Raw genomic sequence first — 15530 nt, forward strand, 5'->3', positions numbered from 1 at the left:
CATGCGACCGTTGAGCCAAAAGTCGGCTAATACTCTCGCATACCGCTGGCAGCTAGGCGCTACACGCCCGTGAAGTCGAAGGCCGGGATGAAGCTCTCCTCAGCGGCTCCCCCTTCTTGCCAGAAGTAGTCCTCCACTCCCAGCGCATCGGCGAAATCGAGCAGCTGCTCGTACTCGGAATCGGGTACCGTGGTCGCAAGCTCGGGACTCGCCGCCAGGGCCGCGGCCGCCCGCCTGTCGCCGGCTGCAGCGGCCTGAGCGATCACCGGCGTGTACTGGTTCATGAGCGAGAGCCGGACATCGCTCCCGAAGCGCTCGTGCAGAAGCCGCACCACGGCCTTGGAGTTATCCAGGGCCCCGGGCAGCATGAGATGGCGCACCACCACGCCGGAGACGAGGCGCTCCTGGCCGCGGAACTCGTCATAGCACGGGGCGCCAACGACCTCTACCATGGTCTGAAGCGCCGCGAGGGCCACCTCGGGGTAGTCGGCAGCATGGGAGTAGCGAGCCGCCAGCGCCGCATCGGCGTACTTGAAGTCGGTGAGGTAGGCGTCCACGAAGCCGACGTTGCCGCGCACCGCCTCCACGGTCTCGTAGCCGCCCGTGTTCCACAACACCGGCAGCGCCATGCCCTGCTCGCGCGCCAAGGCAACCGCCGCGCGGATCTGCGGCGCGAAGTGCGTCGGCGTCACGCAGTTGATGTTCAGCGCCCCGGCCGCCTCAAGCTCGCCCATGATGGCGGCCAAGCGCTCGACAGTGATTGCCCGGGCCGCCTCGCCCAGAGCGATAGAGGCGTTCTGGCAATAAACACAACGCAGAGGGCAGCCGGAGAAGAAGATGGTGCCGCTGCCGTCCTCGCCGGAGATCGGCGGCTCCTCCCAGAAGTGCAGCGCCGCCCGGGCCACGAGCACCTCGCCCGCAGCTCCGCAAACCCCGCGCTCCCCCGCCGCCCGATCAACGCCACACCTCCGGGGGCACAGCTCGCACGACAACGGCAACGCGTAGAGGGGATGCGGGATGCCTTGACCGAGCGAGTTCCGTAGCGAACGGAAATGCCCTGTGGGCATTTCCGCCGAGCGAGGACTGTCTGAGCGAATCAAGGTATCGCGCAGCTCTGATTCCGGCGAGTCACAACTAGTTGTTCGAGTAGTCGAAGTCGTCGTTATAGGGAGCGAAGTCGTCATAGTCGTCGTAGTCGTGATCCTCGCGGAAGTGGTCGTGGCCGCAACCGTCCTCGTCGTCGTAGGCGCTCCAGTCCTCGTCCTCCTCGGAGGCAGGGTGCCCATAGGCCTGCTCGGCGCGCGTCCAGTCGAGCCCGGCCCGGGCTCCGGCCGCCTCGTCCTGATACACCAGAGACAGCGCCGCCGGCGCCATATCGGCGCCTCCGATGACCACCAGAAGCTCCAGCAAGTGCATGGTCGCCTCCACTCCGGGCAAAATCACCTCGGCGTCGTCGGCGGCCATGAGCGCCGCGGACAGCTCGGCCAGGAGCATCTCGGCCGTGTAGTCGCCGGTGTAGCGCTGCTGGCGCACGGCCTGTACCACAGGATCGGCGGAGACGGGGCTGAACAGCGGAATCTGGTCGGCGTCCAGCGCTCCCACCGAACGGGCCGAGGCATCGTCCAAGGCCACGGCCTCGATGGCGCTCACCAGATCGGCGGCCAAGGGCAGCGTGTGGGTATTGCGCAGAAGCTGCGCGCGGCCCGGTGCCCCCACTTCCACCACTTCTCCGAAGATGGCGTCCAGAAGCCGACGGACATCGTCGGTCAGCTCGGCTTCGGTGGCCACCGGCCCCAGAAGGTTCTCGCGGGCGAAGGCATCGGCGGCCACCAGCGAGCGTACCGTCGCCGGTGCCTCCACCATGATCAGGTCGTTCACCGTCGCCACGGCGTTGATCTCGCGGGCGAAGTTCGGCGTGGCAGCCGACAGATCCACCAGCGTGGACCCCGGAGCCGTCGTCGTGACGAGTCCCTCGTCGCCGAAGTACAGATCCTCCAGCGCCGAGCCGGAGGTGGCATACGTCACCACGATGTCCGCCGAGGCGACATCGGAGACTTGGGAGAAGCCGGCGTCGGCCAGGCGCCCCTCCACGGCCCCGATGAACGACGGGGCACCCACGTAGGCGTACGACTTCGCCATTACTTGTCTCCCTTCACCTTGCGGGCGATGCGATCGGCCACGGACAGGTTCTCGCGCTTGTCGTGGCCCCAGAACACCACGGCCAGCATATCGGCGCCCACATGAGACCCGATGACCGGGCCGATGTTGCACACCAGGCACAAAAGCCCGGGCGCCTCCTTTTCCAAGGCCTCCTTCAGACGCGCGGCATCTTTGGGGCAGTCGGCGTGGCCCACAATGGCGACATGGGCCTGACCGGCGTCGTCGACGTTCTTCTTGTAGTACTCCGCCAGCTGCTTGATGCCCTTCTTGCGCCCCCGGGCCACGCCGACCAGCGACAGCGTCCCGTCCTCGGCGATGACGAGCAGCGGCTTCACATCCAGGGCGGCACCGGCCACGGCAACCGAGGCGGGAATGCGGCCGCCGCGGCGCAGGGCCTCCAGGTCGTCCACCATGAACTCCTCGTTCACGAAGCAGCGGGCCTCCTCGGCCCAAGCGGCCAGCTCGGCAGCCGACATGCCCTTCTCGTGCTGCACCAGCGCCTCGTAGACGAGCAGACCCTCGGCCACGCTGGCCAAATGGGTGTCCACGATATGCAGCTCGAAGTCCGGGTGCTCGGCAAGGACTTGATCGCGCACGACGCAGGCGGCGTCGAAAGAGGCGGACAGACCGCTGGAGAACGCCAGGTACACCGCCGGCGTCCCCTCCTCGGCCGCCGCCGTGAACGTGTCGGTGAGCGTCTGCAGCGTCACCTGGGCCGTCGAGGGCTCGGCGCCTTTGCGCATGGCCCCGTAGAAGGCCTCGGCCGACACGGACTCGAACAGGTCGTCCTCGAAGGTGCCCCCGTCGACGGTGTAGGGGAACTTCATGAGCGTGACGCCTGGGCGCCGCACCACCGAGGCGGGCAGATCGCAGCAGGAATCGATGATCAGGTGGCATTTCGCCATAGAGCGTCCTCTCTATAGAATATGTCGCAGCTCGGCCACCAGCGCCCGGCGGCGCTCGTTGAGGCCCAGCTCCAGACCAACAGGATAGGTGTGGGGGTTCAGCATGCGCAACTGAGTTTCGTCAAGGGTTTCCAAACCAACACAAGCGCGCGCACGGGCGGCCATGGCGCTGCGCTCCTCGGGCGCGAGCACCACCTTGCCGACGCGGGCCAGCGGGCGCAGCAGCGTCTCGAAGCGCAGGCCCGAGAGGTTCTTCTGGCGCAAATCGTCCATGGGGTCCACGATGACCTCCCGCGCATCCGGCGTCTCGTTCACGTCGAAGACCATATCGCCGGCAATGCGGCCGTCGGACTGGTAGTACCGCCGCACGTCGAGCACGCCCGGGGTGGTGAGCTTGGCGGCCGACTCGGAGATCTTCAGCCGCGCCGTCCAAGGGGCGTCCTCGCCCACGCGAACCGCGGCCAGCTTGTAGACGCCGCCCAGAGTCGGCTGGTCGTAGGCGCTCGCGAGCTTCGTGCCCACGCCGAAGGACATGACGTCGGCGCCTTCCTCCAGCATCGACTGGATGGTGTACTCGTCCAGATCGTTCGAGAGCACGATGCCGCAATCGGTAAGCCCCGCCTCATCCAGCATGCGCCGGGCCATCTTCGAGAGCCACGACAGGTCGCCCGAGTCGATGCGGATGCCGGCCAGACGCTCGCCGCGCTCGCGCATTTCCAGGCCCACGGTGATGGCGTTTCTGATGCCCTGCTCCACATCGTAGGTATCCACCAGAAGGATGCAGTTGTTCGGGAAGATGCGGGCGTACTCGCGGAAGGCGGTGAGCTCGTCGTCGAAGGACATGACCCAGGAATGGGCGTGGGTGCCCGAGACCGGGATGTCGAAGAGCTTGCCGGCCAGCACGTTCGAGGTGGAGGCGCAGCCGCCCACCACCGCCGCGCGCGATGCCCACACGCCGCCTAGGCCCTGGGCCCGGCGCAGGCCGAACTCCGCCACGGGGCGCCCCTTGGCGGCGCGGCACACACGGGCGGCCTTGGTGGCGATGAGCGTCTGGAAGTTCACCATGTTCAACAGCGCCGTCTCGATAAGCTGGCACTGCATGATGGGGCCGGTGACCCGCACGAGCGGCTCGTGGGGGAACACGATCGTACCCTCGGGCACCGCGTCGATATCCACCGACAGGCGCAGATCGCGCAGATACTCCAGGAAGGCCGGATCGAACAAGGGGCCGCCGGCCGGGGCGTCCAGCGAGGCCAAATAGGCGATATCCTCCTCGCTGAAGCGGAACGTCTCCACCAGGTCGGCCAGCTGGGCCATGCCGCAGGCCACCGCGTAGCCTCCCTTGAAGGGATAGTCGCGGAAGTACATGGTGAAGCAGGCCTCCTCGCCCGCTTTCTCGGCGTCCCAGTAGCCCTGGGCCATGGTGATCTGGTACAGATCGGTGAGCAGCGCGTAGTCCACGTTCATGAGTGAGGTGCCTCCCTAGTTTCCGGTGTCGTTGCCACCGTTGCCGCTCTGCGGGCCCGAGCCCGCGCCCGAGCCGCCGTCGGCCTTGGGCTTGCGGGAGCGGCGCCGGCGCCGAGGCTTGGAAGCGCCCGTGTCCGCCTTAGCCCCGTCGCTGCGGGACGCGCCGCCCTGCTCGGCCCGCAGCCCCGAGGACTTCTGGCCCGGCCGCGGCGAGGCGCCCTTGGGCTTGCCGTCGCCCTGGCCGGAGCGAGAGCGGCCCTGGGAGCCCTTGGCCCTTTGCGCTTTCCCCTGGCCGCCCTGATTGCCCTGGCCGCTCTGGTTGCGGCCGCCGTCCTTGGGGCGCGCGCCGTCCTTGGGCCGCGAGGCCGTCCCGGAGCGCTGACGGCGCGGCTTCGGCGATGCGGCCCCCTCGCCGCGCGCGCCCTCCTCGCGGGAGGTGGACACGCGCTCCAAACCGCGCCCGTCGTCGGCCGCCGACAGCTTCGTGGAGCGGCGGCGCTTGCGGGGCGGGGCGGCCGGTGCCGGAGACGCCGCCTGCGTCCCCGCCGAGCGCGAGCCGCCGCGCCCGCGGCCCTCGGAGCCGCCGCGGCGCGAGCGCCCCGCCTCGCCCGATCCCTTGCGCGATCCGCCGGTATGGCGCACCTTGGCGCCCTCGGCCAGCTTATCGGCCCCGGTGAACTGGCTCGTCGAGAAGATGAGCGCCTCGCCGCCGATGAGCCCGCGATCACTCGTCGCCTCTTCCCAGGCCTCCTCCCCCACGGCATTGGGCCGCGTAGCACCCTCGGGCGCCGGATCGAACTCGGACAGGGGCACCTTCACGGGCTTTTCCCCCTCCACCTTCAGCGACACGATCTCCCGCGGCACGTCGTGATCGACCACCTTGGCAGGCCCGGCCGGCGTCTGCACCGTGGCGTTCAACTTGGGAGCGCGGCTCTTGAAGTCCTTGTAGGCATCGAACTCGTAGCGCAGACAGCACATGAGGCGCCCGCACAGCCCCGAGATCTTCTGGGGGTTCAGCGAGAGCCCCTGCTCCTTGGCCATGCGGATGGACACGGGGCAGAACTCGCCGCCGAGTCGCTTGCAGCACAGCTCCTGGCCGCAGTGCCCGATGCCGCCCACCATGCGGGCCTCGTCGCGCACGCCGATCTGACGCATGTCGATGCGCACGTGGAAGCGGGCCGCCAGCTTGCGCACCAGCTCGCGGAAGTCGATGCGCTCCTCGGCCTCGAAGTAGAAGACGGCCTTGTCGCCATCGAGCAGAAACTCCACGGACACCGGGTGCATGTCCTCGTGGTACTCCCGGGCCATCTCCTTGAACACCGGCAGGGCCTCGGCGGAAGCGCGCTCCATCTCGGCCGCCTGCTCGATGTCCTCCTCGGTCGCGATGCGCTCCACGGGGCGCAGGGCGCTCTTCAGCGCGCGCACCTGCTCCTCGGACACCTCGATGACCTCGCTCGCGGCGATGCCGAACTCGGTGCCCCGGGCGGTGCGCACCACCACGGGCATGTCCTTCTCTATGTCCAAATCGCCCGGATCGAACCATAGCGTCCGGGGGTTGAAGGTCAAGTTAATCGGTGCGACCCGAACCATGAACAACCTCTCTTACGTCGAACAGCAACGTGTCCAAGCACGTTTCTGGGGATACATTATAGGCCAGCGCCCGCTCGCACTCGTCCACCTGGGAGCAAGCTGCGGCGATGACCGCCGCATCGGCGCCGGAGAACAGGGCGACGAGCGTGTCGCGCACATCGGTGTTGATGACCAGCTCTGGCGTCCCGCAGGCTACCATGAGCCCATCGCGCAGCCACGAGCGAACCATGGCCGTCGTCTGGCGCAGATACTCGGAGGTCTTCGCCGACAGCTGGCGCTTGTTGCGCGCCTCTATCTGGCGGATGGCCGATTTCGCGAGGAAGTCGGCGTTCTCGGCAAGCTCCGCCTCCTGGGAGGCGCGCACCTCGTCGAGCGGCGCCTTCGACGCCTCCACGAGCGCGCGGGCCATCTCCACCACGTCCCAGTCGTCGGCGGCGCCCAGGCGTGCCAGGTCGGAGAAGAGCCGCGTCCGGAAGGCGAGGCGCTCGCTTCCCGGCGCCCGCAGAAACGCCACGGCCGAGGTGATGGAGCCGCCGCAGGCCTCGATGGCCTGGCGCGCTTGGGCCGGGTCGGCGCCGGTGTTCTGGGCCACGATGCCCGCGGCCTCCGAGGCGGGAATGTGGCGGAAGGGCACCACCTGGCATCGGGAGACGATAGTGGGCAGCACCGACTCGCGGGTACGGCCCAGAAGGATCATCACCACGTCGTCGGCCGGCTCCTCCAGTGTCTTCAGAAACGCGTTGGCGGCGCTCGCGCTCAGCTGGTCCACACGATCCAGAATGTAGATCTTCTTGTCGGCCTGAATGGGAGAGAGCGCCGTGTCGGCCACGATCTCGCGCACCTGTTCCACCAGATACCCGTTCGCGCCGGCCGGGGCGAAATAGCGCACGTCGGGGTGCTTGCGCCGCAAAATGCGCCCGCAGCGGTCGCAGGCGCCGCAGGAACCGCCCCGCGGCCCGCGCGGCCCCTTCGGGCACAGAAGCGCCTGGGCGAGCGCATAGGCGGCCTGGGTCTTGTTGGAGCCGGCCGGCCCCACGAACAGGTAGGCCTGGGTCACCCGCTCCGAGACCACCGAGGCGCGCAGAAACTCGCGCACCTTGGGCTGTCCCAGAATGTTCTCGAAGGCGTCAGCCACGGGCGCCCTCCTTCGCCTTCGCTTCCTTCTCGGCGCGCTTGGCCGCCATTTCCCGTGTGACGAGGGCATCCAGATCAGCCCCGCCGGCCAGCGCCGCGGCGGCCTCCGGCAGCACGGGCGATACCGCCTCCAGCACGGCGCGGAACGTGTCGGCGCGGTGCACCCGCGACAGCACCGTCCTCACCCGGGCCGGATCGGCCTCGGCGATCTGCTCGAAGCCCACGGCCACCCGGCTGTGGAAGGCGTCGCCGGCCAATTCCAGACGGTCGGTTCCCTCGCGGCGCCCCATGCGCGAGCGCACAGCCGAGGCGGGGGCCACCAGAAGCACCGTGGCGTCGGGCACCACCCCGTCGCAGGCGAACCGGTTCGCCGCGTCGATGAAGGCGCCATCGAGCCCCCGGCCGCAGCCCTGGTAGGCCACCGTGGAATCGTAGAACCTATCGCACAGAACCACCGCCCCGCGCCCGAGTGCCGGGCGGATGACCTCGTCGACGATCTGGGCCCGGGCCGCCTCGTAGATGAGCAGCTCGGCGCGATCGCTCATGGCCTCGTGGGCCGGGTCAAGCACGACGGCGCGCAAAGCCTCGCCCACGGCGGTGCCCCCGGGCTCGCGCAGGCGCACCACCTCGCGGCCGGCGTCTTCCAGAAGCCGTGCGAGGAAGCGGATCTGCGTCGATTTGCCGGCGCCGTCGCCCCCCTCGAAGGTGACGAAGACGCCCGTGTTCGCGGGCGCTGCCACAGCTGCTAGGCCCCTTCCCGCTCGGCGGCGGCGCACGCGCGCACAGCATCGGCCACGGCGTCGGCCACGCGCGAATCGAAGGGATCGGGCATGATGAACTCCTCGGTCAGCTCCTCGTCGGAGACGAGCGCGGCCAAAGCCTCGGCGGCAGCCAGCTTCATAGGCTCGGTGATGCGCTCGGCCCGGGCCTGCAGCGCCCCCTTGAAGATGCCGGGGAAGGCGATGACGTTGTTCACCTGGTTCGGGAAGTCCGACCGTCCGGTGCCCACCACGCGCGCCCCGGCGGCACGGGCCTCATCGGGGAAGATCTCGGGGGTGGGGTTGGCCATGGCGAACACGATGGCGTCGTCGGCCATGGAGGCGACCATGTCGGGCGTGATGACCCCGGGGGCCGAAACGCCGATGACGATGTCGGCGCCTTCCATGGCGTCGGCCAGCGTACCGGACTTGTCCTCCAGGTTCGTCACCTCGAGCATCGCGCGCTGGGCGTCGTTCATGCCCTCGTAGGCGCTGCTCAGAATGCCGAAGCGGTCGCACAGGGTCACGTTCGCGAAGCCGTAGGAGAGCAAAAGCTTCGCGATGGCGATGCCCGCCGAGCCCGCGCCGTTGACGACCACGCGCACCGATTCCTTGTCCTTGCCCACAAGCCGCAGCGCGTTGATGATGCCCGAGAGCACCACGATGGCCGTGCCGTGCTGATCGTCATGGAAAACCGGGATGTCCAGCGCGTCGTTCAGCCGCGCCTCGATCTCGAAGCAGCGGGGGGCGGCGATGTCCTCCAGGTTGATGCCGCCGAAGGCCGGGGCGATGCGGATGACCGTCTCGACGATCTCGTCGGTGTCCTGGGTGTCCAGGCAGATGGGGAACGCGTCCACGCCGCCGAAGGCCTTGAACAGGGCGGCCTTGCCCTCCATGACCGGCATGGCGGCCTCAGGGCCGATATTGCCCAGACCCAGGACCGCGCTGCCGTCGGAGACGACGGCCACCGTGTTCGCCTTCAGCGTGTAGTCGTAGGCCGCTTCCGGGTTCTCGGCGATGACCTTGCAGGGCTCGGCGACGCCGGGCGTGTAGGCCACGGCCAGATCATGGCGCGTGGCGATATCCATCTTCGGATCGAAGGCGAGCTTGCCGCGCCATTCGGCGTGCTTGGCGAGCGATTCCGCTGCGATATCCATAGGTTCCAAGTCCTTAGAACGATTTCTCCCGTGTAAACCCGCCTATTGTACCCCCTTCCCGCCGCCGCGCCCCCGCTCGCCCCTCCCCTGCGCACAAGTTCCACCCGCCGCACAAGTTTCGACCCCTAAGCCAGACTTGCGTATCGCGCCCTTCCCCGTCGCACCCCACCAGTCACGCGCGCTTCGCGCCCCCTCACCCTTGACCCCCCAACACCACCCTCTTACCTCTCGCATCTGCAAAACCTTTCCAAGCAATCCCGAAGCCGCATTTGGGCAATAATTTCGACTTGTTAGACTTTCGCCCCCTTGGCGACCTCCGCTTTGAGCTATATTGGGCAGAAAACGACCTAATTGCCCGGAAAATCTGAGAATATCTTCCAAGGAAACTCTAACAACTCGAAATTCTTACTCCAAACAGGCCCGACTATTGGATGGAGGCGTCCGTGAACGAAGAGACCCCCGAAACGATGGCCAGAGGCGAAATGCCTACTGGCGAAAACGTGCCCCACGAAAGGTGCCCCCGACAGCCATTGGCTACCGAACGCCTTGACGCCGAGACGGTGGGCGAGGCGGTTTACGACGCCATTCGCCAGTGCGCCGTGACGTTGCGGCCCGATTTTCGGAAGGCCGTGGAAGCGGCGCGCGAGGAGGCAGCACCCGAGAGCCGGGAGGCCGGCGTGCTCGACCGCATCCTGGAGAACGCCCGCATCGGCGTGGCCGACAACGTACCTATCTGCCAAGACACCGGCAGCGTGTGGGTGTGTTTGGAAGTCGGCGAGTCGCTCGCAGTGCCCGGCAACATCTTCAGCCGCGTGAACGACGCGGTGGCCCGGGCCTACACGGACGGCCGCCTGCGCATGTCGCTCGTGCGCGACGCCCTGTTCGACCGCGCCAACACCGGCGACAACACGCCCGCCTTCTGCGAGCTGAAGCTCGTGCCCGGCGACAGCGCCACCCTGCACGTGCTGCTGAAGGGCGGCGGCTCCGACAACGCCTCCCGCGTGGTCATGCTGCCCCCCGGCGCGGGCGCCGCCGGCGTGCGAAGCGTGGTACTCGATTGCGTCCGCGAGAAGGCGGCCAACGCCTGCCCGCCGCTCGTCATCGGGCTGGGCGTGGGCGCCACTTTCGACAAGGTGGCGAGGCTCGCCAAGCACGCCCTTCTGCGCGAGGTGGGCAGCCCGGCCGCAAGCGCCGAGGCGGCGGCCTTCGAAGAAGAACTGCTGGCGGAGGTGAACGCGCTCGGCATCGGCCCTGCGGCCCTGGGAGGCGCGCCCACGGCCCTGGCCGTGCACCTGGAGACGGTCCCCTGCCACATCGCCGCCCTGCCCGTTGCCGTGAACATGGGCTGCTGCGCCATGCGCAGCGCGTCCATCAAATTCATTTAGCGCCCCACCCCGAAAGGAACCCCATGGCGAAAACCGTCTCCCTCACCCTGCCACTGACCCGCGCGGACCTCGCCGATTTGGAGGCCGGCGACGAGGTGCTGCTCTCGGGCCCCGTCTACACCATGCGCGACGCCGGCCACGAGCGCGCCCTGCAATGCTTGGAAGACACCGGCCGCCTCCCCTTCGATCTGGAAGGCGCCACCCTCTTCTACGCCGGCCCCACCCCCGCGGCGGCCGGGCGCCCCTTGGGCTCGGTCGGCCCCACTACCGCCAGCCGCATGGATTTCGCCACGCCGGCGCTCTTCGAGGCCGGCATCGTCGCCGCCATCGGCAAGGGCAAGCGCAGCCCCGAAGTCGTGCGTTCCTGCCAGGAAACCGGCAGCGTCTACCTCTGCACCGTCGGCGGCATCGCCGCGCTTCTGGCAAAGTCCGTCACCGAAAGCGAGCTTATCGGCTGGGAAGACCTCGGCACCGAGGCTTTGCGCAAACTCACCCTGAAGGATTTCCCCACCTACGTCGCCGTCGACGCAAAAGGCGGCGACCTCTACCGCAAAATAGAAGCCGCCGCTCAATAGGCTCAGCAAAGCCAACCCTACGAGAAGCGCTCGGAGGTGCCTGCTCGCAGACCTCTGAGCGCCCCCTGGAGAACGCGATTGTTAAGAAATAGCCCCACGTCAGCAGCAAGCGTGCTGGGATGGGGCCGACTTATGTGCGTTCCTTCCGCTATTTCTTTGATCGCGTTCGGAAGGGGATAAAGCGCTCAGCGGGCTGCGATCAGGCACCTCCGAGCGCTTCCCCGGCAGAGTTACTTCTTGGAAGCCGTCTTCCGGCCACCCTTGGAGCGGCCGCTCTTCTTCTCGGCCTTCGCCTTCTCTTCCTCCTCCTTGCCCGGGCAGTCGAAGTTCGGGCACAGCTTCCACGGCCCGCGTGCCGTCTTGATGACCACCATGGGCGCGCCGCAGTGCTCGCACACCTCCTCGGTGGGAATGATGTCGCCGTACTGGGGCAGCGGGTAGCGCGTCTGACACTCGTCGAAGTTCTCGCAGGTGATAGAGCGCTTCAGCGTGCGCGGGTTGCGCCGGGCGATGAGGTTCTCATCCTTGCCGGCAGCAGCGCACACGGGGCACTTGCCCACCACGACCTCGGGCTCCTGGTTGGAGGGGCAGGCAGGGTCGATGCACTGCACCCGCGGCTTGCTGCGGAAGGCGGTCACCTTCACCTGGGGCATGCCGCAGGTGGGGCACTTCTCGGGCACGGCCTCGATCTTGCCCTTGGGAAGCGGGTAGGTCACATCGCAGTCGGGCCAGCCGGCGCACCCGATGAACATCGACTTGGTCTTGTGGCTCGCCTTCAGTTGCAGATCCTTGCCGCACTTGGGGCACGGACCCACGTAGGCATCGGCGGCCACGGCGTCGGAGAGCGCGTCGGCCACCTCCTCGGAATGGGGCATGAGGTTCGCCAGCTCCTGCGCGAGCAGGTTGCGGGAGGTCTCCACCACCTCGGCCTTCGTCTGCTCCCCGTCGGCGATGCGGTCCATGGAGCGCTCCAGCTCGGCGGTCATCTCCGCATGGGTGATGTGCGGCGCGAACTTGTCCAGCGCGTCGATGACGGCGATGCCCAGCTGCGAGGGCTCGATGGGGTCGTTCTGCACGTACTTCACCTGGTAGAGGCGCTCGATGATGGAAGCGCGGGTCGATTTCGTGCCGAGGCCCAGCTTCTCCATCTCCTGGACGAGCTTGCCCTGGGAATAGCGCGCCGGTGGCTCGGTCTGCTTCTTCGTGCAGGTGGCGCCGTTGAAGGCGATGGTGGAACCTTCGGAAAGCGCAGGGAGCTGCTCGTCCTTTTTCAGCCCGTAGGGGTAGATGGCGCGGAAGCCCGGCTCGGCCAGCACGTCGCCCTTGGCCACGAAGGGCTCGCCGGCCACATCCAGCGTCACCTTCGTGCCCTCCACGGTGGCCGGCCCCGAAAGGGTCGCCAAGAAGCGGCGGGCAATGAGGTTGTACAGTTTGTAGTCGGCCGCGGACAAATCGTCGGGCGTGGCGGCCGCCGTGGGGTAGATGGGCGGGTGGTCGGTGGTCTCGGTCTTGCCGCGCGTGGCCTTCAGGGGGGCGGCGGACAGCAGCTGCTTGCAGTAGGGGCCATAGGCGGGGTTCGCCGCGATGGCGTTCACCACCTCGGCCAGATCCAACGAATCCGGGTACACCGTGTTGTCCACGCGGGGGTAGGAGATGTAGCCGTCCATGTACAGGCTCTCGGCGATGCGCATGCAGCGGGCGGGACTGATGCCCTCGGCCGAGGCGGCAGCCATGAGCGAGGTGGTGTTGAAGGGCACCGGCGCCGGAACCTTGCGGCGCTTCTTCTCCACGGAGGCCACTCGCGCACTCACGGCGCCTTCCACGCGGGCCATGGCGGCCGCAGCCTCGGCCTCGGCCTTGAAGCGGGCCGTGGCATGGGGCGCCTCGAAGGCCTCGGGGCCGTCGCCGGCGGTGGGGCCGGCCGCAGCGACACCGTCGAAGGCACCGCGGATGACCCAGTAGTCCTCGGGCACAAACGCCATGCGCTCGCGCTCGCGCTCGACGATGATGGCGAGCGTCGGCGTCTGCACACGGCCCGAGGAGCGCACGTTGCCGTAGCCGGCGAACTTCACCAGCGTGAGGTAGCGCGTGAGCACCGCGCCCCAAATGAGGTCGATGTCGCGGCGCGACCCGCCGGCGGCGGCCAAGTCGTCGTCCATGGGCACGAGGTTCGCGAAGGCGTGGGTGATCTCCGGCTTCGTGAAGGCGGAATAGCGCGCCCGCGACACCGGCGCCGTGGCGTTCACCTCGCGGCAGCACGACAGCGCGTCCGAGCCGATGAGCTCGCCCTCTCGGTCGAAGTCGGTGGCGATGACGATGGAGTCGGCCTTCTTCGCCAGGTTCTTCAGGGAGCGGATGATGTCCTTCTCCTTGGGCAGCTTCTCGATGGGCGCGTAAATGAGGTACGGCAGCGCCTCCATCTTCCACCCCTTGAGCTCCACGCCGTCGGCGGTGAAGGGCTTCTTCTTTTTGAAGGGGGGCTTGGCAAGGCTGTCCGGCACCACGGCGGGCAGCATCTCGCCCTCGGCGGTGACACCCTCCCAACCGCCACGCTTCTTGTAGGTGAGGGAAGGCGTGAAGTCGGGCTCCAGGATGTGGCCGCGCAGGCCGATGGTCACCCACTCCTCCCCTTCGACTTCGAACCGGTAGACCGGCGTGTTGAACACCTTGTCGGCTTTGGGCTTGGAAGCACCCAGAAGGTCGGCGATCTTCACCGCCGCGTCGTTCTTCTCCGTAACGACCAGTTTCACGGAACCATCCTCCTTCTCGGCCGCATGATGCGGCCCTCACGTTCGCACGATTTACCCCACCTTGAGATTTTTACGTGCGCGGGGTTTTGTCTGGACAGCCGCGCGCCGCTTTTGGCCCGCGCGAATGCGTGGGGCCTAGGATACACGATTTGCCACGGCGCGGTGGGAGAAAGTCGTTAAATTAAAATCCCTCTCGCAAGGTTCCCGTAAGGTCGGTGGCCGTTTCATGGGCGTCCCGTAGTCGATTTATGAAGACGGCCCCAGCAGGTTACCATAAACGCCGGACGCCGCCGAATCGCAGCATTCGGCCCGCGCACACAGAGCATCAACGCACCCCCGGCGGCGCCTTCGCTCGCGCCACAGCGAGTTCGCGGCCCGCTCGCAATCCGCGAGCCGTCCGCGCAACGAGACCCATTCCGAGGAGATTCCGTGGACAGCAAGATCATCAAAGCCTTCGTCGGCCTCATCGCCGCCTTCATCCTCGTCATCGCCGTTTTCGGCATCCTCCCTCAGCTGGGCGTGAAGGGCCCCTTCGAGAACTTCCAGAACCCCTTAGCCAGCCTGTTCGAAGGCGGCAAGAACGCCGCAGCCAATGCGGCGCTCGATGTGTCGGGACTAAAATCGAAAGCGGAGAGCGCCCTACGCGGCAACACCGACCGCATCGCCGAGGCCACGGGCATGTCCTCCTCCCAGGTGGATGCCGCCATCGACGCGCTGGACATCCAAAGCTGGGAGGTGACGAGCCTGCCCGAGGGCGCCGCGAAGACCGGCTCGGCCAACGTCAGTTACAGCGGCACCGACGCCACCATCACCACCTACGACGACCCCTCCGTCGTCACCGTCACCGCCATGGGCCAGGACATCACCCTCGCCGTCCCCGACTCCGCTCAAAGCTACCTGCCGTTCCTGAGCTATTTGGGGTAGGCCACCAAAGTGCCGGACGCAGCCGCTGAGACTGCGGATTCAAGCAAATTTCACCCAACGCGGGCCGCCTTGAACCAGCCGCGCTCTCTTGCCCCGCGAAATCTGGCAAGTTTTTTGAGGTTTTCGACATCGTCCCCCCCCTAGCTGCCCCAGGCCAAGCCAAAATCTTCCTCTGCAGCGACTTCGAGCTGGGAAAACACCACTTCATCCCCAGTGGGTATCCTCGCCTCCCGGCCCCTTACGTCGAAATCCTCCAAAAACTCGCCACTTCGAGCCATCCAAAACAGCACGCAACAAAAAAGAGCCGCCCACCCCCGAGCGACCCTTACTTCTCAGAAAGTTTTTCTCTCGGTATCTATCCTTGCGCCACACGCGTCAACCCAATCGCATAACCCTCTGAGTATTTAAGCCTGAGGAGAGTACCGCGGATATGGCGAGCCACCTGTCACGAGGGCTCGTGATCAACCAGGACGATGTCTTCGGGAAGGATCATCGGATTCTCAGCTTTTAGCTTCATCCAAAGCTGAGCAGCTCTTCGATTTCATATATGCGCACATCGTAGGCAGCAAGAAAAGCCCCGGCCGAGATCCACCCGTCTTGGGATTCCGCAGCTGCGAGCACCTCGGTGTTAGCGTCGGGCGAGAATAGCCACCTAAAGTCAAACTAGTTCAGCCAAATTCCAGTCAAGCAAAAACAGCCATTGCGACGCTGCTGGCCCTACACTG

General features: G+C 67.1%; 12 protein-coding genes. 3 read left to right on the plus strand and 9 right to left on the minus strand.

What is annotated here, in order from left to right:
• Positions 1 to 59 precede the first annotated feature (59 nt).
• From ACYVRU_RS01710 to ACYVRU_RS01745, 8 genes are all read right to left on the minus strand, one after another.
• Positions 60 to 992 carry a 4Fe-4S cluster-binding domain-containing protein gene (locus tag ACYVRU_RS01710; RefSeq protein ID WP_227070670.1) on the minus strand — a complete coding sequence of 311 codons (933 nt, stop codon included), beginning with the start codon at positions 990 to 992 and terminating at the stop codon, positions 60 to 62.
• A gap of 142 nt (positions 993 to 1134) precedes the next feature.
• Positions 1135 to 2139 carry an NAD(P)-binding domain-containing protein gene (locus ACYVRU_RS01715; protein WP_114540602.1) on the minus strand — a complete coding sequence of 335 codons (1005 nt, stop codon included), beginning with the start codon at positions 2137 to 2139 and terminating at the stop codon, positions 1135 to 1137.
• Positions 2139 to 3065 (minus strand): DegV family protein, encoded by a 927-nt coding sequence (locus ACYVRU_RS01720; protein ID WP_114540601.1) that lies wholly within the window; start codon positions 3063 to 3065, stop codon positions 2139 to 2141. Before ACYVRU_RS01720 ends, ACYVRU_RS01715 begins: the two co-directional genes overlap by 1 nt.
• A 12-nt stretch (positions 3066 to 3077) precedes the next feature.
• Positions 3078 to 4532 carry a nicotinate phosphoribosyltransferase gene (locus ACYVRU_RS01725; protein WP_114540600.1) on the minus strand — a complete coding sequence of 485 codons (1455 nt, stop codon included), beginning with the start codon at positions 4530 to 4532 and terminating at the stop codon, positions 3078 to 3080.
• A gap of 15 nt (positions 4533 to 4547) precedes the next feature.
• Positions 4548 to 6122, minus strand: a complete 1575-nt coding sequence (locus ACYVRU_RS01730) for a PSP1 domain-containing protein (protein WP_227070672.1) — start codon at positions 6120 to 6122, stop codon at positions 4548 to 4550.
• A complete protein-coding gene (locus ACYVRU_RS01735; protein WP_227070673.1) occupies positions 6100 to 7257 on the minus strand; it encodes a DNA polymerase III subunit in 1158 nt (385 codons plus the stop codon). Before ACYVRU_RS01735 ends, ACYVRU_RS01730 begins: the two co-directional genes overlap by 23 nt.
• Positions 7250 to 7996 carry a dTMP kinase gene (gene tmk / locus ACYVRU_RS01740; protein ID WP_173112542.1) on the minus strand — a complete coding sequence of 249 codons (747 nt, stop codon included), beginning with the start codon at positions 7994 to 7996 and terminating at the stop codon, positions 7250 to 7252. Before tmk ends, ACYVRU_RS01735 begins: the two co-directional genes overlap by 8 nt.
• A gap of 5 nt (positions 7997 to 8001) precedes the next feature.
• Positions 8002 to 9171, minus strand: coding sequence for an NAD(P)-dependent malic enzyme (locus tag ACYVRU_RS01745; RefSeq protein WP_461185662.1), 1170 nt, complete (start codon positions 9169 to 9171; stop codon positions 8002 to 8004).
• Between the two features lie 530 nt (positions 9172 to 9701).
• Here ACYVRU_RS01745 and ACYVRU_RS01750 point away from each other — a divergent pair.
• Together ACYVRU_RS01750 and ACYVRU_RS01755 are read left to right on the plus strand one after the other, a co-directional pair.
• Positions 9702 to 10556, plus strand: a complete 855-nt coding sequence (locus ACYVRU_RS01750) for a fumarate hydratase (protein ID WP_461185663.1) — start codon at positions 9702 to 9704, stop codon at positions 10554 to 10556.
• Positions 10547 to 11131 carry a FumA C-terminus/TtdB family hydratase beta subunit gene (locus tag ACYVRU_RS01755; protein ID WP_461185667.1) on the plus strand — a complete coding sequence of 195 codons (585 nt, stop codon included), beginning with the start codon at positions 10547 to 10549 and terminating at the stop codon, positions 11129 to 11131. The genes ACYVRU_RS01750 and ACYVRU_RS01755 overlap by 10 nt, the downstream gene beginning before the upstream one ends.
• A 230-nt stretch (positions 11132 to 11361) precedes the next feature.
• On the opposite strand, the gene ACYVRU_RS01760 is transcribed toward ACYVRU_RS01755, so the two are convergent.
• Positions 11362 to 13881 (minus strand): DNA topoisomerase I, encoded by a 2520-nt coding sequence (locus ACYVRU_RS01760; protein ID WP_461185664.1) that lies wholly within the window; start codon positions 13879 to 13881, stop codon positions 11362 to 11364.
• Positions 13882 to 14310: 429 nt separating this feature from the next.
• On the opposite strand from ACYVRU_RS01760, the gene ACYVRU_RS01765 reads away from it, so the two are divergent.
• Positions 14311 to 14805: a hypothetical protein gene (locus ACYVRU_RS01765; protein WP_461185665.1), complete on the plus strand. Its 495-nt coding sequence runs from the start codon at positions 14311 to 14313 to the stop codon at positions 14803 to 14805.
• The last annotated feature ends 725 nt before the right edge of the window (positions 14806 to 15530 follow it).

It is taken from the genome of Adlercreutzia sp. CNCM I-6216 (assembly GCF_977113345.1).